This window comes from Anabaena azotica SJ-1, assembly GCF_047275885.1.
Classification (GTDB): domain Bacteria; phylum Cyanobacteriota; class Cyanobacteriia; order Cyanobacteriales; family Nostocaceae; genus Trichormus_B; species Trichormus_B azotica_A.
The window spans coordinates 5859950-5883312 of sequence record NZ_CP178454.1 but is presented as its reverse complement, the minus strand read 5'-3'; the positions used below and the strand labels follow the sequence as shown (position 1 = coordinate 5883312).

At 37.7% G+C, this 23363-nt stretch carries 8 protein-coding genes; all 8 read left to right on the top strand.

Annotated features, from left to right (window positions below):
* Nucleotide 1 precedes the first annotated feature (1 nt).
* The 8 genes from ACLLO5_RS25465 (at nt 2) to ACLLO5_RS25430 (ending at nt 23359) form a co-directional block, all read left to right on the top strand.
* Complete coding sequence (locus ACLLO5_RS25465) at nt 2–4627, top strand: SDR family NAD(P)-dependent oxidoreductase (protein ID WP_413173259.1); 4626 nt, start codon at nt 2–4, stop codon at nt 4625–4627.
* Between the two features lie 61 nt (nt 4628–4688).
* A complete protein-coding gene (locus ACLLO5_RS25460) occupies nt 4689–8081 on the top strand; it encodes a non-ribosomal peptide synthetase (RefSeq protein WP_413173258.1) in 3393 nt (1130 codons plus the stop codon).
* Between the two features lie 14 nt (nt 8082–8095).
* A complete protein-coding gene (locus ACLLO5_RS25455) occupies nt 8096–13912 on the top strand; it encodes a beta-ketoacyl synthase N-terminal-like domain-containing protein (protein ID WP_413173257.1) in 5817 nt (1938 codons plus the stop codon).
* Nucleotides 13913–13934: 22 nt separating this feature from the next.
* A complete protein-coding gene (locus ACLLO5_RS25450; RefSeq protein ID WP_413173256.1) occupies nt 13935–15482 on the top strand; it encodes a condensation domain-containing protein in 1548 nt (515 codons plus the stop codon).
* Between the two features lie 6 nt (nt 15483–15488).
* On the top strand, nt 15489–16541 hold the full coding sequence (locus ACLLO5_RS25445) for a TauD/TfdA family dioxygenase (protein ID WP_413173255.1): 1053 nt from the start codon (nt 15489–15491) through the stop codon (nt 16539–16541).
* Between the two features lie 47 nt (nt 16542–16588).
* On the top strand, nt 16589–20932 hold the full coding sequence (locus tag ACLLO5_RS25440; protein ID WP_413173254.1) for an amino acid adenylation domain-containing protein: 4344 nt from the start codon (nt 16589–16591) through the stop codon (nt 20930–20932).
* A gap of 77 nt (nt 20933–21009) precedes the next feature.
* Complete coding sequence (locus tag ACLLO5_RS25435) at nt 21010–21765, top strand: class I SAM-dependent methyltransferase (RefSeq protein WP_413173253.1); 756 nt, start codon at nt 21010–21012, stop codon at nt 21763–21765.
* Nucleotides 21766–21904: 139 nt separating this feature from the next.
* The gene (locus ACLLO5_RS25430; RefSeq protein ID WP_413173252.1) at nt 21905–23359 is read left to right on the top strand and encodes an aspartate aminotransferase family protein; all 1455 of its coding nucleotides are present in this window, start codon (nt 21905–21907) and stop codon (nt 23357–23359) included.
* Nucleotides 23360–23363 lie beyond the last annotated feature (4 nt).

The following is a 23363-nucleotide window of genomic DNA, read 5'->3' as shown; positions in this document are numbered from 1 at the left end:
AATGAACGACATAGAAGACATTAACCAAATTTGTGAAAGTGATATTGCCATTATTGGTATGGCTGGGAGATTTCCCAAAGCCAGTAATCTCGATGCTTATTGGCAGAATATCCGCGAGGGAGTAGAGGCTTTAACTGAATTTACTGATACAGATTTGCAAGCCCAGGGAGTAGATACACAACTGTTGAATAATCCTAATTATGTCAAAGCAGGATTCGTTTTAGAAGATGTTGAATTATTTGCTGCTTCTTTCTTCGATTACTCTCCCAGAGAAGCAGAAATTACAGACCCACAACAACGGATTTTTTTAGAAGTTGCTTGGGAAGCTCTAGAAAATGCTGGCTATAACACTGAAACGGATAAAGAACAAATTAGTATTTACGCCAGTTCTAGTATTAACACTTATTTTCTATTTAATCTTTTACCCAATTCCGAGTTAATTAAATTAGTCGGCTTTGACCAAATTAGACATAATAACCGTAGCGATAACTTAGCCACAAGAGTAGCTTATAAATTAAACTGCAAAGGATCAGCTATTAATGTCCAAACAGGCTGTTCTAGTTCCTTAGTGGGAATTCATTTAGCCTGTCAAAGCTTACTAAATCATGAATGTGATCTAGCTTTAGCTGGTGGAGTTTCCATATCTGCAAATCAAAAAACAGGTTATCTCTACCAAGAAGGAGGAATTTTATCACCAGATGGTCATTGTCGCGCCTTTGATGCTCAAGCCAAAGGTACTGTTAATGGTAATGGAGTCGGCATTGTAGTTTTAAAGCGGTTGGCAGATGCTATTATTAATGGCGATCGCATTCATGCTGTCATCAAAGGTACGGCAGTTAATAATGATGGTTCTCTCAAAGTCGGTTATACAGCGCCCAGTATTGACGGACAAGCCAAAGTCATCACCGAAGCATTAGCAGTATCAGGAGTCCATGCCGAAACAGTTAGCTATATAGAAACCCACGGCACGGCTACAGTTTTAGGCGACCCTATCGAAATTGCAGCCTTAAAAAAATCCTTCTCCCTTTATACTCAAAAAAAGAATTTCTGCGCCTTATCTTCAGTCAAAACTAACATTGGACATTTAGATGCTGCTGCTGGTATTGCCGGCTTCATCAAAACAGTTTTGGCATTGAAAAATCAGCAGATTCCACCGAGTTTAAACTTTACCTCACCAAACCCCCAAATTGACTTTGCTAACAGTCCTTTCTATGTCAATAACCAGCTAAGAGAATGGCACTCACAAGGCCACCCACGCCGCGCTGGAGTCAGTTCTTTTGGTATTGGTGGGACAAATGCCCATATCGTTCTCCAAGAAGCGCCGGTGATTGAGCAGGGGAGCAGGGGAGCAGAGGGGCAGGGGAGCAGAGGGGCAGAGGGGCAGGGGAGAGGATATCAGTTATTAGTAGTCTCTACTAAAACAGCATCAGCACTAGAAACTGCAACCAAAAATTTAGTTAAACATCTCCAGCAACATCCTGATGTTAATCTGGCTGATGTCGCATATACCCTCAGCATAGGTCGCCGGAGCTTTGAGCATCGCCATATAGTAGTATGCCAAAGTATTGAGAATGCAGTTCAAGTTTTAGACAACCAAATCAATACCCAAAAATTTACCTCATCTCCAGTCTCAGAAAATCCTTTTGTAGTATTTATGTTTCCTGGACAGGGTTCCCAGTATGTAAACATGGGTCGGGAACTGTACGAAACAGAAGCCATTTTTAGAGAACAAGTTGATAATTGCTGCCAACTACTTAAACCCCATTTAGAGTTAGATTTACGCCAAATACTCTATCCCACCACAGCAACTTCCGAAGTCACACAGCAATTAACCCAAACTGCCATTACCCAACCTGCATTATTTGTCATTGAATATGCACTAGCTAAATTATGGATAGCTTGGGGAATCAGACCACAAGCAATGATTGGTCACAGTATTGGCGAATATGTGGCTGCTTGCCTTGCTGATGTTTTCTCCCTCGAAGATGCTTTAGCACTGGTAGCAAAGCGGGGAAAATTGATGCAGCAACTACCATCTGGCGCAATGTTGGCGGTTTTTCTGTCAGCAGCAGAAATTAAACCCTTATTGAATGAGAATATATCTCTAGCTGCTAATAATGCCTCTCATCTATGCGTGGTTTCGGGAACTCATGCAGCCATAGAAGCATTACATCAACAACTTGTAGCCAACGGTGTAGAGTGCCGTAATCTGCACACCTCCCACGCCTTCCATTCCCAGATGATGAACCCCATCATCAAAGAATTTCAAGAATATTTAAGCAAAATTAACTTAAAATCTCCCCAAATTCCCTTTATTTCTAATGTCACAGGTACTTGGATTACAACCGCCCAAGCAACTGATTCTCACTACTGGGGACAACATTTGCGGCAAACAGTACGTTTTGCTGAGGGTATTACTGAATTAGGAAACAAATCAGAACAAATTTTCTTGGAAGTAGGGCCAGGAAAGGTATTAAGTAACTTAGTCAAACAACTACAAACATCACCAACTATATTATCTTCTCTACGTCATCCCCAAGAGCAACAATCAGATGTAGCATTTTTACTCAACACCCTGGGTAAACTTTGGCAAGCTGGAATTGAAATTAACTGGTCAGAATTTTATCATTCCCAGCGTCGTTATCGTCTTCCTCTGCCAACATATCCTTTTGAACGACAAAGATTTTGGATAGAACCACAGGCAAAAGCAGACCTGATTTACCAAGATATTAATGATTGGTTTTATGTTCCTGTTTGGAAACAAGCAATACCTCTAAAAGCAGCTGTTAATGAACAGATAATACAGCAAAGAAAATGTTGCTTAGTATTTATTGATGATTTAGGAATAGGAACAGAACTTGTCCAACAATTACAACAACAAGGGCAAGAAGTAATAATTGTACAAACGGGAGAAAAATTTACTAAACTGAGGGATGGCGTTTATAGTATTCATCCCCAAGCCAAGGCTGATTATGATGCTTTAATCCAAGACCTCTGTTTGACCAATAAAATTCCACAAATCATATTTCATTGTTGGGGGATAACTACAAATAATCATAGTTACTCAGCGATTGATTTGGGCTTTTGGAGTTTACTTTTTCTTGCTCAAGCATTAGGACAGCAGCCTGTTAATGATCAAGTGCAAATTATGGTTATTACTAATAATCTGCACAATGTGACGGGAGAGGAAATTTTATATCCTGAAAAAACGACTGTCTTGGGTGCGTGTAAGGTAATTGATCAAGAATTTACTAATATTACCTGCCGGAATATTGATATTATAATTCCTCAACAGGAAAGTAAAAAACCACAACTCATCCAAAATATTTTAACTGAATTAACATCTAACTGCCAGCAATTAGTTGTTGCTTATCGGGGGCAACATCGCTGGATACAAACTTTTGAAAAAACTCAGTTAGAAACAGCCAGTTTGGAGAATTCACCACTACGACCGGGGGGAGTATATCTGATTACTGGAGGCTTGGGAGGTATTGGTTTAACACTAGCAGAATACTTAGCTAAAACAGTACAAGCAAAGTTAGTTTTAATCGGGCGTTTGAAATTTCCCCACCGTGATGAATGGGAACAATGGCTAATAAGTCATGATCACCAAAATTCTGTTAGTCAAAATATCAAAAAGTTACAGAATTTAGAAAAATTAGGTGCAGAAGTTCTAGTTTTAACCGCTGATGTCACCAGCCCAGAACAAATGCAGTTTGTCAAAAACCAAGTATTAACAAAATTTGGAGTAATTAACGGTGTAATTCACACAGCAGGTGTGGCTGGTGGTGGTATTATTCAACTGAAAACACCGGAAAAAGCACAAAATGTACTAGCACCAAAAGTTCAAGGTACATTAGTAATTGATACCGTTTTTGGTGATGAAAAATTAGATTTCCTTGTTCTTTGCTCATCGTTAACATCAATTCTTGGTGGATTGGGTCAAGTAGATTATTGTGCAGCTAATACTTTCTTAGATGAGTTTGCCAAAAGTAAATATGAACAACAAAAACCTCTAACTATCGCCATAAATTGGTGTGGCTGGCAAGAAGTGGGAATGTTAGTTAATACAGCCATTACAGAAGAATTAAAAAACCGTCGTCAACAGCATCTATATCAGGCGATATCACCTCAAGAAGGTGTAGAAATTTTTAGCCGAATTTTGCAGAGAGGATTACCTCAAGTAGTGGTCAGCAAACAGAATATTGTCACCCAAATTAAACAAAGTCATGGTAAAGTAAATTTAGGAGTCCAGTTAGATGAAATAGAAAAAGAACTAAAGCAAAGAAATTTTTCTAAACAACTCCATTCCCGTCCTCATCTTAATAATGATTATGTCGCACCCCGAAGTGATATAGAAAAAAATATTGCCGAAGTATGGCAACAAGTTTTGGGTTTAGAACAGGTTGGTATATATGATAATTTCTTCGATTTAGGTGGGCATTCTCTATTAGCTACCCAAATCATCTCTCAGTTGCGAAAAACTTTTTTAGTAGAAATTCCTCTAAGTAGTTTGTTCTCAGAGGCATCTACTATCATCAATCTAGCTGAGATAGTAGAACATCTTATTTTAGAAAAAATTGAAGATTTATCGGAAGAAGAAGCACAACGACTTTTGGGAGTTTAGTAACTAATAAAACTCAACCTAATTTTATCAATAACTTTTTTGAATGGCAAAGAGTAGGAATATGTCTGAATCTGAATCACTATTACAAAGAAAGGCTAATTTATCGACAGCAAAAAAATCATTATTAGCCAAATTGATGCAAGGTAAATTGCAGACTAATACTATACCTTGTCGTCAACAGTCAGATTCAATTCCCTTATCTTTTACCCAAGAAAGATTATGGTTTCTCGAACAATTAGACCCTAATCAGCCTCTTTATAATGAGCCAACAGCTTTACGCTTAAGGGGTGTTCTGAATATAGCGGCATTAGAACAGAGTCTGAATGAAATTGTCCAACGACACGAATCTCTGAGAACTACATTTACTACAAGTAATGGGCAATCAGTCCAAATCATTACCCCAAGTTTAAACTTAAATATACCAGTAGTCAGCCTTCAGTCACTGAGTACCGACGAACTAGAAAATTCAGTCCAAAGCCTAGCTATTGAAGAAGCTTCCCAACCATTTGATTTAGGGAAAGATCCACTTCTACGAGTGAAACTACTGCAACTAAACGAAACAGAGTATGTATTGCTGTTGACCATGCACCATATTATCTGCGATCGCTGGTCATTTGCAATCTTGGTACAAGAACTCATGACTCTTTACCAAGCATTCTCTAGCGGTCAACCTTCGTCTTTAGCAGAATTGCCAATTCAATATGCAGATTATGCCATCTGGCAAAGGCATTACCTCACAGGAGAAGTTTTAGAACAGCAAACATCTTACTGGGAAAAACAACTCATAAATGCTCCTACTTTATTAGAACTGCCTACAGACCATCCTAGACCACCTGTAATGAGTAACCGCGGTGCCAAGTTATCTTTTAAAATATCCCCAGAGTTAACCCAGGCACTTAAAGAACTTTCACAACAAGAAGAAGCCACCTTATTTATTACTTTACTGACGGCTTTTAAAGTTTTACTTTATCGTTATACTCAACAAACAGATATCCTAGTTGGAACAACTATAGCAGGTCGTAACCGCGAAGAAATAGAAAAGCTAATTGGCTTTTTCGTCAATACCATAGTGTTACGTACTGACCTAGATGGTAAACCCAGTTTCCGCGAATTATTACGACGAGTGCGTGAGGTTGCCTTGGGAGCTTATGCTCATCAAGATTTACCCTTTGAACAGTTAGTAGAGAAACTCAAACCGCAACGCAGCCTCAGTCATACACCCTTGTTTCAGGTGATGTTTCAGCTTCAAAATACACCACATCAAACATTAGAATTACCAGGGTTGACTTGGGAAATATTACCGATTCACAACCATACAGCCAAGTTTGATCTGAGTCTAGCAATGGTAGAAACCGAAGCAGGATTAATAGGCAACTTTGAGTACAATACAGACCTTTTTGAAGTTGCGACTGTGACTAGGATGCAGGGACATTTTCAAAATTTAATAGAGGCTATTGTTGCTAAACCAGACCAGGTAATTGGAAAATTACCAATGCTAACAACAGCAGAACAAAATCAATTATTAAACTGGAATAATACTCAAAGTGATTATCCACAAAACCTATGTATTCATCAATTATTTGAAACTCAAGTTGAGAAAACACCTGATGCTGTAGCAGCGATATTTGAAAATCAGAAATTGACCTATCGGGAACTGAACGCTAAAGCAAATCAACTCGCCCACTACCTCCAAAAACTGGGAGTAGCACCAGAGGTATTGGTGGGGATTTGTGTTGAGCGTTCTTTAGAAATGATTGTGGGTATTTTAGGTATTTTGAAAGCAGGTGGGGCTTATGTACCACTTGATCCAGCCTATCCCCAAGAGCGTCTAGCTTTAATGCTAGAGGATGCTAATTTATCGCTGTTATTAACTCAACAGCAATTAAAAGAATGGCTACCTCAAAATCAGCATCAAACTATTTACTTAGATGCAGATTGGCCTTTAATTGTTCAAGAAAGTCAGGAAAATCTAGAGATAAAAGTTACAGATGCAAACTTAGCTTATGTAATTTACACATCAGGTTCTACAGGTAAACCTAAAGGTGTTTTGGTACAGCACAAATCTTTAGTTAATTATACCGTTTCAGCTTGTAAAAACTACCAAATCAGCATAGGCGATCGCATTCTCCAATTTGCCTCAATTTGTTTTGATACCGCAGCAGAAGAGATATTTCCCTGTTTAATCCAAGGGGCTACTTTAGTTATGCGTAATGATGCCATGTTAAGTTCAATCCCCACATTTTTACAGCAGTGTCAAAAATGGCAAATAACTGTATTAGATTTGCCCACAGCCTTTTGGCATCAAATGACGGGGGAATTATTAGAGCATAGTCTACAACTACCTGAACAGTTGCGGTTAGTAATTATTGGTGGAGAAAAGGCATTATCCAAATACTTAGCAATTTGGAAAAAATATGTAGATGAAAAAGTTAAATTAATCAACTCCTATGGACCCACAGAAACAACTATAGTAGTAACCATTAGCAATTTATCTCATGACCAAATAAAAGCTGAATTCTCATCAGTTTCCATTGGCAAATCAATTGATAATATACAAATTTATATATTAGATGATTATCTTCAACCTACACCTATTGGTATACCTGGTGAACTATATATAGGTGGTCTGGGTGTCGCTAGAGGCTATCTCAACCAACCTCAATTAACAGCAGAAAAATTTATTCCTAATCCTTTTAGTAATGAAGCGGGAACAAGTCTTTATAAAACAGGTGACTTAGCGAGATACTTATCTAATGGCGAAATTGAGATTTTAGGACGGGTTGATTACCAAGTAAAAATTCGCGGGTTTCGGATTGAATTAGGTGACATAGAAGCGAAATTAAATCAGCATTCTGATGTCAAGGAAGCGGTGGTCAAAGTATGGGAGGATGAACAAGGTGATAAACGTTTAGTCGGATATGTTAGTTTTCAGTCAAAGCCAGAATTAACAGTTACTCAACTACGAAGCTTTTTGAAAGAACAATTGCCAGAATATATGATACCTTCTGCATTTGTAATTTTAGAAGCTTTACCTCTGACACCTAACGGCAAAATAGATCGACGTGCATTAACTGCACCAGAAAAATTCCGTCCAGAATTAGCAACCAATTATGTAATTCCGCAAACCAAAATAGAGCAGATCATAGCTAATATTTGGCAAAAAGCTTTAAATATTGAAAAAATTGGCATTCACAATAACTTTTTTGAACTCGGTGGTCATTCCTTACTGATGCTTAGGGTTCATAGTGAATTGCGGGAAATATTGGCAACTAATTTATCAATGCTTGATTTGTTTAGATATCCAACCATTAGTTCCTTGGCAGATTATCTGAGTCAATTACGAAATCCAAGTACATCTATTCAGAAGACAGAAAAACAATGTGAAAAAATTACAACTACTAAAGAACAACAAAGAAAACGTTTACAAAAAATGAAGTCTATTAGAAATATTTAAGGAGTTATAGAAACATGGATAATTTAACAGAATTTAATTTTAATGGAGAAGAAATAGCAATTATTGGTTTATCAGGACGCTTTCCTGGTGCTAAAAATATTGCAGAATTTTGGCAAAACTTAGAAACAGGTGTAGAGTCAATTACTTTTTTTAGCGATGAAGAATTGATAGCTTCAGGGATAGAGCCAGCTTTAGTTAATAACCCTAACTATGTTAAAGCTAGAGGTGTATTGGCAGATGCCGAATTATTTGATGCCTCCTTTTTTGGTTTCACTCCCAGAGAAGCAGAAATAACAGATCCACAACATCGCCTATTTTTAGAATGTGCTTGGGAAGCTTTAGAAAATGCTGGCTACAACGGTGAAAATTATTCTGGGTCAATTGGTGTTTATGCTGGTAGCGGCTTGAGTGGCTATTTATTTAATGTGTACACAAATGAAAATATTCGTAACTCTGTTGATTTACATCAAATATCAATTGGTGGTGATAAAGATTATTTAAGTACCCGTGTTTCTTACAAATTAAATTTACAAGGGCCAAGTTATACCGTTCAAACTGCTTGCTCAACTTCATTAGTTGCCGTTCATTTAGCTTGTCAAAGCCTTCTGAATGGAGAATGTGATATGGCTTTAGCTGGTGGTGTTTCTATTAGTGCTTTGCGAAAACATGGTTATTTCTATAAAGAAGGAAGCATTGGCTCTCCTGATGGACATTGCCGCGCTTTTGATGCCAAAGCACAGGGAACAGTTGGTGGGGAAGGTGTGGGTGTGGTGGTGCTAAAAAGATTAGAAGATGCGATCGCTAATCAAGATACCATCTATGCAGTAATTAAGGGTTCTGCCATCAATAACGATGGTTCACAAAAAGTTAGTTACACAGCACCCAGTATTGATAGTCAAGCAAAGGTCATTAGCACTGCTCAAGCTGTAGCTGAAGTTGCACCGGAAACTATTACCTATATTGAAGCCCACGGCACAGGTACATCTTTAGGAGACCCCATTGAAATTGCGGCTTTAACCCAAGCTTTTCGCCAAGGTACCCAGAAAACTGGCTTTTGCGCTATAGGTTCTTTAAAAACCAATACAGGCCATTTGGATGCTGCGGCTGGGGTGGCAGGTTTAATTAAAACCGTCCTCGCACTCAAGCATAAAAAAATACCTCCGAGCCTACACTATCAAACACCAAATCCACAGATAGACTTTGCTAATAGTCCCTTTTACGTCAATACGCAACTGACAGATTGGCAAACTAACGGCACTCCTCGACGTGCTGGGGTGAGTTCCTTTGGTATTGGGGGAACAAATGCCCATGTAATTTTAGAAGCAGCCCCGGTGATTGGGCAGAGGGGCAGGGGAGCAGAGGGGCAGGGGAGATTTCAGTTGTTGGTACTCTCTGCAAAGACTTCTACAGCCTTAGAAACTGCCACAGCTAATCTAGCTAATTATCTTCAACAAAATCAGGATTTGAATTTGGCTGATGTGGCTTATACTCTGGCAGTCGGTCGTAAAGCTTTTGAGCATCGGCGGATTTTGGTATGTCAAAATAGCGGTGCTATCACTGCTTTAACATCTCCAGATAGTCCAGAAGTTTTCACCCATTACCAAAAACCTTGTCATCGTCCAGTGGTGTTTATGTTTCCTGGCCAAGGTTCTCAATATGTGGACATGGGTAAGGAACTTTATGAACATGAACCATATTTTAGAGAACAAGTTGACTACTGTGCAGAATTGCTTAAGCCCCATCTCAATATTGATTTGCGTGAGGTACTTTACCCCGATACTACACAGATAGAAACAGCAGGACAGTATTTAACCCAGACAGATATTACCCAACCTGCACTATTTGTAATCGCCTATGCTTTAGCCAAATTATGGATGACTTGGGGTGTGCATCCAGAAGCCATGATTGGTCATAGTATTGGGGAATATGTAGCGGCAACTTTGGCAGGAGTTTTTAGTTTAGAAGATGCTTTAAAGTTAGTTGCTACTCGCGGACGCTTAATGCAGCAGCTACCCCCAGGGGCGATGCTGTCGGTACAAATGGCAGAATCTGAGGTTTTACCCCTGCTAGGAGCAGAACTAGCTCTAGCAGCGAGTAATGCACCATCAAGCTGTGTAGTTTCGGGTAAGATCAATGCGATCGCTCAATTGGAACAGCAATTACAACAGCAAGGTATAAATTATCGCAGGTTGCACACCTCCCACGCTTTTCATTCCCCAATGATGGCAGGCATGATCAAGCCATTTACCAAGCTGTTGCAGCAAATTACCCTCCATCCTCCGCAAATTCCATTTATATCCAATGTTAGCGGTACGTGGATCAGTGCCGCAGAAGCCACAGATCCTAACTATTGGGCAAAACACATCCGTCAAACAGTACGCTTTCATGGGGGAATAGCCGAGTTACTCCAGCAACCAGAACGCATCTTTTTGGAAGTGGGACCCGGTACAACTTTAACTACCTTTGTCAAGCAACATCAAAGACTAGAAGTAGTAACGCTAACCTCACTCCGTCATCCCCAAGCCCAAAAGTCAGATGTAGCATTTATATTTAATACTTTGGGTCGTCTGTGGTTGCAAGGAATAAAAATAGATTGGTCAAGTTTTTATACCAATGAAAAACCATACCATATTCCTTTACCTACCCATCCTTTTGAGCGTCAGCGTTATTGGATCGAACCACAACAACAGAGATCGAAAACACAATTAGAACAACAATTCTCATCAATCACAACTGATGAGCTTTGGCAATCTGTCATCAAAACTGGGCAAATCCAAGCTCAAATTCAGCTATTTGATCGAGAAACTTGTTTAATTAATAGACAGTATTTAGATGATTTATGCACGGCTTACATTAACTTAGCTGTGATAAATTTAGATATTTTCCAAAATGCCTCAAACAAGTATTCCTTTGAGCAATTGTATGAACGAAGCGGTATTATTCCACGCTATCGACAGTTATTTTATCGCTGGTTGGATGTATTAGTAGAACAAGATCATCTAGAGCAAGAGCAAGAACTGTTTAGTAACTTGAAACCATTGTCTAATGATGCGGTCAATTTTCTGTTAGCGGCAGCTAAATTGAAATGGGAAAATACACCACAAGTTGTAGATATTGTTGAGGAATGTGGAGCCAATTTACCATCCGTATTGAGAGGGGAAATAGAGCCTTTAGAATTGTATTTTACCGCTGGGAATAAAAAAGCAACAACCGCAAAATCAGAACTGCAATTAGATACCTATTTAAAAGGCATCATGGGGGCAAGTCTGCAACAGGTAGTAAAATTATTACCACCCCACGTTAACCTGAGAATTTTAGAAATTGGCGGTGGACAAGGAGTTGCAACCACAGAATTGTTACCGATCTTACCGGAAACACAAACAACCTACACTTTTACAGACGTTGGTGGTTTATTACTAAATCGCGCCCAAGAAAAGTTTAGCGATTATCCTTTTGTGGAATATCGGTTTCTAGATATCGAAAAACCTCCGATTGAACAAGGTTATTCCCTCCACAGTTTTGATGTGGTAATTGCTGTTAATGTTCTGCACGTTACTCGCAATCTGGGAAAAACTCTTGATCATGTGCGATCGCTCTTAGCTCCCGGTGGTTTATTATTGCTATGGGAAATCACTGAGCCTCAATTGAATTTTGATATCACTGATGGTTTGTTGATGAATCCTTTAGAGGATGCACAACGCAGTTATGGAAACCCATTTTTATCTGCCAATCAGTGGCGTGAAGCTTTAAAATCGCAAGGATTTGTAGAAGTTGAGGTAGTTTCTCAAACTGAAGTATTCGGAGAAGAAATTTTAATTGCTCAAGCTGGTACAACTGATTCTGCACCTCCAGCATTTAGCAAGTATATTGATAGCAAAGTTTCATCAGGTAAAAAGCCTAATATTGCTGACTGGTTTTATATTCCTACCTGGAAGCGTGCTTCCTTACCTCAATATCTACCAGACCAAAGCAGAACAACTCAAACCAAATGCTGGTTAGTATTTGTGGATGATTGCGGTTTGGGTGAAAAAATCATCAAGCAATTGAGATTAGAAGGTGGGGAGGTAATTACTGTCAAAGTTGGGGAAGCATATCAATCTCAGAGCGATCGCCTCTATACAGTTAACCCCGAACAACCACAAGATTACAAGCTTCTGTGTCAACAACTCCGTACATTAGGTAAAACTCCCACCCATATTATCCATTTATGGACTGTCACCCCAGAGTATGGAGAGGAATTAGCACCACAACAGCATGAATCCTTGGGCTTTTACAGCTTAATATTTCTAGCTCAAGCGATCGCAGAATCTTATCAAAAAGATCCGTTACACCTGCAAATCATCTCCAACCATCTGCAAATAGTCACAGGTTCCGAAAAACTGTGTCCAGAAAAAGCCCTGATCATTGGCCCTTGTAAAGTCATCCCCCAAGAGTATCCTCACCTTACCTGTAGCAGCATTGATGTAGCTGTTCCTGTAACAGGTAGTTGGCAAGAGGAGCAATTAATCAAGCAACTACTCACAGAAATTTCAACCCCAAAACCTGAACAGGTGATAGCTTACAGAGGAAATCAACGCTGGGTTCAGGATTTTGAAGCTATTAAAATAGATACCTCAATTCAGGGAAATCAGCGATTAAGAACAAAAGGAGTATACCTGATCACAGGGGGCTTGGGTGGTGTTGGTTTAGCCATAGCCGAATATCTAGCCAAGACTGTACAAGCTAAACTCATCTTAGTAGGTCTATCGCCTTTTCCTCAACCAAATGAATGGACGCAGTGGCTATCAACTCATCACGCACAAGATGTAATTAGCCAAAAAATTCAGAAATTGCAAAATCTCCAAGCTTTTGGTGCAGAAATCATGGTAGCTAGTGCCGACGTTGCTGATTATGAGCAAATGTCAGCAGTAATTAAAAAAGCAAACTGGCAATTTGGTCAAATCAATGGAGTAATTCATGCAGCTGCAGTTTTAGGTGGAGGGATGATCCAACTCAAAACCAAAGAAATTGCAGCCGAAGCTTTAGCACCAAAAGTTCAAGGAACAAGAGTAATAAATCAGATGTTCCAACATATCAACCTTGATTTCTTTATACTTTGTTCCTCCCTTTCTTCCTTTATAGGAACATCAGGAATGGTAGACTATACCGCCGAAAATGCCTTTCTAGATGCCTTCGCTCACTATCAATCCGCACAAAGTTCTAATTTAATTACATCCATTAACTGGGATCGATGGAACAACTTAGGAATGGCCATTACAGTTGAACAAAGGCACAAAAATATCACAGGGGAAGAATTAACAGCAGGGATGAATCAGGAAGAGGGTATAGAAGCATTTAACCTGATTTTATCTAGTAATAATTTTTCGCAAATAGTTATCTCCACACAAGATTTGCACAGCCAACTTCAACCCAAAAAATCAAATAAATCCATAGAAGAAAAATTAGCCCAACTCAACCAAGCTAGAGCAACTCATCCTCGTCCTAACTTAGATAATGCTTATCTTGCTCCTCGCAACGAACTGGAAATTACCCTAGCTGACATTTGGCAACAACTTCTTGGTATTGATCATGTAGGTATTCATGATAATTTCTTTGAATTAGGAGGAGACTCATTATTTGCTACACAACTTGTTTCTCAGTTGAGCAAAAACTTTCAGATTGAGTTACCCTACAAACAATTTTTTAACTCACCCACTATTGCCCAGTTAGCTGAGTTTATTGCTCAACAACTTGCTGAAAAAGCAGATGAAGAAGAACTTGCTCAAGCCCTCGCTGAGATTGAAAAATTATCTGAATACGAAGCCTTGAAAATCGTCAAATTAACGTCATGATTACACATAACTAGAGGGGTAAATGACAGACCTTGCGAAACGTATTGCTGCGCTTTCTCCAGAAAAACGCCAGATTCTGCTACAAAAGCTAAACAACAACAAACAGGACAATATTTCACACCAACGAATACTTCCCCAAACTCGAAATTCCAACTTGTTGCCCCTTTCCTTTTCCCAGCAGAGGTTATGGTATCTCGACCAACTAGAGCCTGGAAATCCAGCATTTAATATATGTCAATCAATGCGGTTGATAGGTTTACTAAATGTTCCAGCATTAGAACAAAGCTTCCAAGAAGTCGTGTCCCGTCACGAAATTTTACGGACTACATTTACCGTAGTTGATGGACAACCACTTCAGGTAATTAATCCTACTACTGTATTCAAGCTAAAACTATTAAATTTACAAGAACTTTCTCCATCTCAAAAACAAACGGAAGTTTCACGAATAGCTAATGAGGAAATAAAATTTACCTTTGATTTAACAAAAGATTCCTTATTACGAGTCACCTTAGTGCAACTGGAAGCAAGAGAATATGCTTTGTTTGTGTCAATGCATCATATTATTGCTGATGGCTGGTCTATAGATGTTTTAATTCGCGAAATTACCACACTTTATGAAGCCTTTTCTCGTGGTTATTCATCACCACTTCCTGAACTACCAATCCAATATGCTGATTTTGCAATTTGGCAGAGACGGTGGTTACAGGGTCAGGAATTAGACACACAGATCAGATACTGGCAGCAACAACTCGCTAACTCAATTCCTGAATTAAATCTACCTTTTGATCACCCCAGACCAGCCATTCAAACTTACAGAGGAGAACAGCAATCTTTTGTAATACCAAAAGCTGTATCAGACAAACTTAAAACCTTAAATAACAAAGAAGGTATAACTTTATTTATGACTCTGCTCGCAGCATTTAATATTTTGCTGCATTGGTACACCAATCAAGAAGATATTGTAATTGGTACTGATATTGCCAACCGAAATCAAATTGAAAATAAGGAGTTAATCGGTTTTTTTGTTAATCAAATAGTTTTGCGTACAAACTTATTTGGTAATCCTAAATTTCTAGAAATACTACAGCAAGTAAAGGAGACAAGCCTGGAAGCTTATGCTCACCAATATGTCCCATTTGATAAATTAGTAGAAGTTTTAAATCCCAAAAGAAATTTATCTCATACACCCCTATTTAACGTCAAGCTAGTATTAGAAAATACTCAAAATCCTACATTAGAATTTTCTGGTTTAACAATAACACCGCTGGCAGTAGAAAAAAAATCTTCTCAATTTGACTTATTACTAGAATTATCCGAAACAAACCGAGGATTATGTGGTTCATGGGTTTACAGTACAGATTTATTTGAAACTTCCACTATTAGTCGAATATCCACCAATTTTCAAGCCCTGCTCACCAAAATAGCCACATATCCAGAAACTCATTTGAGTGAACTTAAAAATATTCTTTCAGAATCAGATCAACAACTGCATCAAGCTCAAACACAAAATTATGAACTGTCTATTAAGCATAGCTTAAAAAATATTAAACGCAGAGTTAGCAACCAATAGAAAAATATGAACAACTTTGACAACCCAATATCCAGTATTACTAGTCCCAAAAATATCAAGCGTAAATCTGTTGTTATTTCTCCAGATGAAATGATTTCCACAGAGTTTATCCAGCTTGAAAATAAGTTCCCTCTCGTAATTAGACCAAACGTTAAAGGTATAGATTTACTTTCATGGTCTTTAAATAATCGAGAGTTTATTAAAAATCAATTATTACAATACACAGCAATTCTATTTCGGGGGTTCAATGTCACATCAATAGAAGAATTTGAGCAAATTATAGCTGCTATTTGTGGAGAAGCTTTGGAATATCGCTATCGAGCCTCACCACGGACTCAAGTTGCAGGAAGGATTTACACTTCTACTGATTATCCATCTGACCAAAGTATATTCCCTCACAACGAACACGCTTATTCGCCTACTTTTCCTTTAAAAATATTCTTCTTTTGTCAAACTCCACCAGCCCAAGGAGGAGAAACACCAATTGGTAATTGTCGTCAAGTTTTCGCTAATATTGACCCCAATATCAGAGAAAAATTCATTGAAAAAAAAGTTATGTATATGCGTAACTTTGGTGATGGGTTTGGCTTACCTTGGCAAACAGTTTTTCAAAGTACAGAAAAAGCCAAAGTAGAAGAATATTGCTATAAAAACAAAATTGATTTTGAATGGAAAGAGGGTAATAAATTAAGAACCCGCCAAGTTGGCCCAGCTATTATTAAACATCCCATCACCGATGAAATGGTTTGGTTTAATCATGCAACTTTTTTCCATGTTTCCACATTAGAACCAAAAATTCGTAATTCTTTATTATCTGCTTTTAAAGAAGAAGATTTACCAACAAATACATATTATGGCGATGGTTCTGTAATTGAACCGGAAGTTTTAGAGCATCTGCGTCAAGCATATCAACAGCAAATGCTGAGTTTTACGTGGGAAAAGGGAGATGTATTGATGCTCGATAATATGTTAGCTATCCATGCGCGTAATCCCTATGTTCCACCCAGAAAAATTTTAGTAGGAATGGCTGAACCTTATACTCCTTCAGTTGCAGTATAAAACCACAACCATCAATCAATATAAATAAAAAATCAAGAGGAATAAAAATGCAAGCACCAACTATAGAAGGATTTCGACTTTCTCCACAGCAGGAGCATTTATGGTTGCTACAACAACTTGATCATAAATCGGTATATCGCAGTGATTGTATAATTTCAATTACAGGCTTTTTTGATGTAAAACGCTTAAATTTAGCTTTACAAGATGTTGTTAATCGCCATGAAATACTCCGCACCCGTTTTCGTTGTCTACCAGGGATGACAATCCCAGTTCAGGAAATTACAAATAGCAAAATAAATTTTGCTCAAAAATACAATCTGAGCAATTTGACTACTGAGGAACAAGATCATAAAATTAAGGCAATTGTTCAAGATTTGAGATGTTTACCTTTTGATTTAGAAACAGGTTTAATTTTACAAACTGCTTTAATTAATCTCTCCTTAGAAAAGCACGTTTTATATCTTAGTTTACCTGCAATCTGTGGTGATACTGTCACTCTCTATAATTTAATGCGAGAAATTGCTAGTGCTTATTCAGGGAATCTGGATAGTGAATTATCTGAAGAACCACTACAATATGCAGATTTTTCTGAATGGCAAAACCAAATATTAGAAGTAGAAGAAACAGAAATTGGTAGAAAATATTGGTCGCAGCAAAACTTATCTGTTATTGAGAATTTAAAGCTACCTTACGAAATTGATAATTCAGATCAGCATCAATTTGAGCCAAAAGCTATCAACTCCATAATTAATGGTGATTTGCTGCAAAAAATAGAAATTATAGCTCAAAAATATCATACTTCTAGTTCTATATTTCTGCTTACTTGCTGGCAGGTTTTACTGTGGCGGCTGCTTGAGCAATCAGAAATTGTTATTGGTGTAGGTATAGATGGGAGAAAATATGATGAATTAAAAAGTGCGTTAGGTTTGTTTACTAAATATTTACCTCTACATTCTCATTTAGAAGGTAATTTCAGTTTTAGCCAAATTTTACAACAAATCAATGAATCTATAGAAGAAATCAATAAATGGCAAGAATGTTTTAGTTGGGGGCAAATTAATGATTTGAATACAAAAGTAACTAATTTACCTTTTGGGTTTGATTTTCACCAAAAATCTGTGATTTGTTATGCAGGAGATGTAAAATTTTCTATTGAACAGCAGTTCACTTGCATTGAAAGATTTAAAATAAAGTTGTCTTGTCAACAGCAATCTGAAGCTTTAAATCTAGATTTTGAGTATGATTCTAATGTATTCAATGCAGAAAGTATTGAACTAATAGCAGAGAATTTTCATCAGTTATTAGCCAGTGTTATTAATAATCCAAAAGAGGTTATTAGTAAGTTGAATATTTTAAGCGATCGCACTCTGCACCAGCTTCTATTTGAGTTCAATCAAACTGATATTAATTACCTAGAAAAACAGTGCATTCATCAGTTATTTACCGAACAAGTAAAACGCACACCAAATAATATCGCCGTTGCATTTAACAATCAACAACTTACATACACTGAACTGAATGCACGTGCAAATCAACTGGCCAATTACTTGCAAAGTTTAGGTGTAGGTGCAGAAGTATTAGTGGGAATTTGTGTGGAACGTTCCCTAGAAATGCTCATTGGGATCTTGGGTATTCTCAAAGCTGGTGGTGCTTACGTTCCCCTCGACCCACACTATCCCCAAGAACGTTTAGCCTTCATGTTAGAAGATACTCAAGTATCTATATTATTAACTCAACAGCATTTACTAGAAATATCCGGGGGGGATCATCTCCAAAATACCCAAATAATTTACTTAGATACAGATTGGGAAACCGTAGCACAGGAGAATCAGGACAACCCTCTGATCACAGTATCTTCTGAAAACTTAGCTTACGTCATCTACACTTCTGGTTCTACAGGTAAACCTAAAGGAGTACAAATTACACATAAAAATTTAGTTCACTCCACAACTGCACGTATCTCCTACTATCAAGCACCTGTCACCAGCTTTTTATTACTTTCATCTTTTGCATTTGATAGTTCAGTTGCGGGGATTTTCTGGACACTTTGTTGTGGTGGGACTCTACACTTACCAGAAGAAGGTGTACAACGGGAAGTACCTAAACTAGTAGAATTAATTTCCCAAAATCGTATTTCCCATTTATTAAGTCTTCCTTCTCTATATGCGCTAATTTTACAACAAGCAAAACCACAACAATTAAATTCCCTACTTGCTGTCATAGTTGCAGGTGAAGCTTGTCCACCAGAATTGCTAGAACATCACTCTCAATTACAGTCGAAAACATCTCTATTTAACGAGTATGGTCCGACAGAAGCAACCGTTTGGAGTAGTGTATACAATTGTTCAAAAAATAGCACACAAATATCTATTGGTCGTCCCATAGCCAACACACAAATATATATCCTAGACTCTCACTTACAGCCGGTTTCTATTGGTGTTCCTGGGGAAATTTATATTAGTGGTGAAGGATTAGCCAGAGGGTATTTAAATCAACCAGAAATTACATCTGAGAAATTCATTCCTCACCCCTTCAGTCAACAGCCAGGAACGAGTCTGTATAAAACTGGGGATTTAGCGCGATATCTTAGTGATGGCAATATTGAGTTTTTAGGACGCATTGACAACCAAGTAAAAATTCGCGGCTTCCGCATTGAATTAGGTGAAATTGAAGCCTTATTAAATCAATATCCAGAAGTCCAGGAAGCAGTAGTTATTGCCCGTGAAGATGTACCAGGAAACAAACGCTTAGTTGCTTATGTAGTTCCTCAGTCAAAATCAACCACTACAGTTAATGAACTACGCAACTTCCTAAAAGATAAACTGCCGGAATTTATGCTACCGTCGGCTGTAGTGCTACTCAAAGAATTACCCCTAAGTCCTAATGGTAAAATTGATAGAAAAACACTACCCTCACCAGAGGAAATCCGTTCAGATTTAATCGGAGAATTTGTTTCTCCTCGCACTCCTGTAGAAGAAAAGCTAACTCAAATCTGGGCGGAAGTTTTAAATGTTGAAAAAGTTAGCATTTACGACAACTTCTTTGAATTGGGTGGACATTCTTTATTAACAACTCAGTTACTTGCCAAAGTTAAAAAAGCTTTTAACTTGGATATATCTTTACGCAGTTTGTTAGAAAAACCCACCGTAGCAGGTTTAGCAGCAAATATTGATCAAGTTTGTCAAACAGAAGTTGAGCATCCTACCTTAGATCTCAAAGCTGAAACTGTTTTAGACCACACAATTTATCCTCAAACTGTTGGTGCGTTTATCCCAGAACCCAAAGCAATTCTCTTAACTGGAGCTACAGGCTTTTTAGGAGCATTTTTACTAGCTGAACTACTGCAACAAACCACAGCAGATATTTATTGCTTAGTGCGTTCGGCAAATCGTGAGGATAGCCATAGAAAACTACAAACTACCCTCGAATCTTATGGAATTTGGCAGGAAATTTGGAGTTCTAGAATCATTCCGATTATCGGCGATTTATCCAAGCCACTGTTGGGTTTAGAAACTGAAAAATTTCAACAATTAGCATCCACAATTGATATCATCTACCATAATGGTGCTTGGGTACATCATATTTATCCCTACTCCATTCTCAAACCGGCAAACGTACTAGGTACACAAGAAATACTGAGATTAGCTAGTCAAGTTAAAACCAAACCAGTACATTTTATTTCTAGCTCTGGTGTTGTAGCAGCAAAAGTTGAATCGGTCGTTAAATTAGTTCGAGAACAGGATAGTCTGAATGAAAACGAATTTCCTCACAATGGATATTGTCAAACTAAATGGGTAGCTGAAAAATTAATACAAACTGCGGCTGAAAGAGGAATTCCCATCTCTATTTACAGACCATCTCGTATATCTGGACATAGCCAAACTGGTGTTTTTAATAGAAATGACTTTCTCTATAAATTGATCATCGGTTGTGTGCAGTTAGGAAGTGTGCCAGATATAGATATTAGAGAAAATATAGTTCCTGTAGATTATGTCAGCAAAGCCATAGTTCATTTATCCCAGCAGGAAGAATCTTTTGGTAAAACCTTTCATTTAGTACATCCCCAAACTCTCCACTCAAATACACTTATTGACCATATTCGCGCCTTGGGTTATGCAATTGAACAAATTTCCTATGACCAGTGGCGAGAGAAATTACTCAATATTACTCAAGGTTCATTAGAGCATCCTTTGTATTCATTAGTGCCATTTTTCCCAGCCAGACAAGCTCAAGAAGAAAATTCTAAATCAGGATTTTTACAGTTTGATTACCAAAACGTTACCAATGGTTTAGTAACTACTTCTATTAATTGTCCTTCAATAGATGATCAGTTACTAGGCGTTTACTTTTCTTATCTAATGGAGCAAGGATTTATGAAAACTACATTTTGAAGATAAGAGACATTTTCAAAAAAGAAAAAAATCCAAATCATTCACAAATTTTTTAACTAAATCAGGAGACAAATTGTATGACTACTACAAATCTTTATGCTGCTTATGATCCTCTAGCACATATATATAATGAAGATTGGGCTTTAGGAGTTCTCAAAGAGACAATACCAGCTTTAGAAACATTAATCTTACCAAATTTAGTCAAGGATACACAAATTCTCGACATTGGTTGTGGTACAGGACAATTGGCACAAAAGCTAATTGAAAAAGGCTATCAAGTAACAGGAATTGATCCTTCAGAAGGAATGCTCCGCTATGCACGTGAAAACGCACCAGAAGCAAAATTAATTTTTAATGATGCGCGTCTTCTTGATTTTTCTCCTACCTTTGATGCAGTGATTTCAATTGGAGCTTTTAACCATGTAATGAGCCTAGAAGAATTAACGAGTGTGTTTAAAAATATTTATCAAGCTCTGTTAGACAATGGTACATTCTTGTTTTATCTGTTTTTAGAAGAAGAATACAAGTACAACTGGGACGGAAAAATTACTGGTAACGTGAAAGAAGACTACGCTTGGGCTGCGCGAAATAGCTACGATTTAGAAACTCAAATAGCTACAATTAATTTGACTATATTCTCGTTGATAGAGAAAACATGGCAGCGTTTGGATAGCACTATTTTAGAGAAATGCTATACCAAAGAAGAACTTATATCTGCTTTGAAAAAGGCTGGTTTTAGCAACATTCACAGTTATGATTCACATCATGATCTAAAAATAGCTCAAATGCCTGGTAGCGCCTATTTTGTTTGCCATAAGCGTGTAAATAATTAGTCTACAACTATAAGAATCAAGCCTGTTTAGGCAGGCTCTGGCTTATTTTTTATTGAGGCAAAGTATGAGGCTATATAAATTAAATAAACCTCATCTAAATTTTTAGGGAACTTTATCATTAGGTAGGAAAATAAAAATTATGAATGCACAACAAGTTAAATTACCTCAACATTCAGACAATTTAAGCAACCTGTTAGCTAAAGCAGGACTAAATAACCAGCAACAGCAGTATTTGAAATACTTTATCAATCGCTATAGCACACGAACTAAAACATCAAAGCAAATTTCCCAAACTTCTCGCGCATTTTTAGCTGATGATAAAAACTTAGGAGAGTTTAATTTACTCTTCAAAGAGATGTATTATCCCATAGTTGCTAGTCGGTCTTTGGGTTCTAAAATCTGGGATGTAGATGGTAATGAATATGTAGATGTCATGATGGGATTGGGTATCAATTTTTTTGGGCATAACCCATCTTTTATTAAAGAAGCTTTAATCACTCAAATGGATAAAGGCATTCAAATTGGACCCCAATCAGAACTTGTTGGTGAGGTAGCTGAGTTAGTTTCTCAATTTACTGGAATGGAGCGGGTTTGTTTTAGCAATACAGGTACAGAAGCGGTAATGAGTGCTGTCCGCATTGCTAGAGCAGTTACAGGACGTAATAAAATTGTGATCTTTTCGGGTTCTTATCATGGTCATTTTGATGGTACTTTAATTAAAGCAAATAAAACAGAAAATAATCACTCTGCTCTACCATTAGCACCGGGAGTAATACCAAATTTTGTTAATGATGTTTTAGTGTTAGATTATGGCAATCCTGAGTCTTTAGAAATCATCAAAACTCATCAGCAAGAATTAGCAGCAGTTTTGGTAGTTCCTGTACAAACTAGTAGACCAGCTTTACAGCCAAAGGAATTTCTGTGCCAATTACGGGAATTAACACAAGCAACTGAAATTGCTTTAATTTTTGATGAAATGGTGACAGGCTTTCGCATTCATCCTGGTGGCGCACAGGCTCATTTTGGTGTACAAGCTGACATAGCTACCTATGGAAAAATTGTTGGTGGTGGAATGCCAATTGGGGTGATTGCTGGTAAAAGTAAATATATGGATGCAATTGATGGCGGTATGTGGAATTATGGCGATGATTCCTACCCGCAAATACAAAAAACATTTTTTGCAGGTACTTTTTGTAAGCATCCCTTAGCAATGAGGGCTGCAAAAGCAGTTTTGCAATATTTACAAAGTGAAGGGTCATCACTGCATCAAAAGTTGAATGAACGAACAACACTATTCGTTACAGCTTTGAATAATTATTTTGCCGCAGAAGGACTACCCTTACGAATGGCAAACTTTGGCTCCCTATTTGGTTCTGCTTCTGTAGAACTTGCCGAAGGAAATTCTGCTGCTTCAATAGCTATGAGCTTATTAAAATATCATCTGCTTGATCAAGGAGTTCACCTTTTAGGGGTTAGTGGTTATTTATCAACTGTCCATACAGATGAAGATATCAATTATATTATTCAAGCTGTTAAGGATAGTGTAGAACAACTAAGGTCTGGAGGGTTTTTACCACCCCGTGCTGCTGTTTGAGATT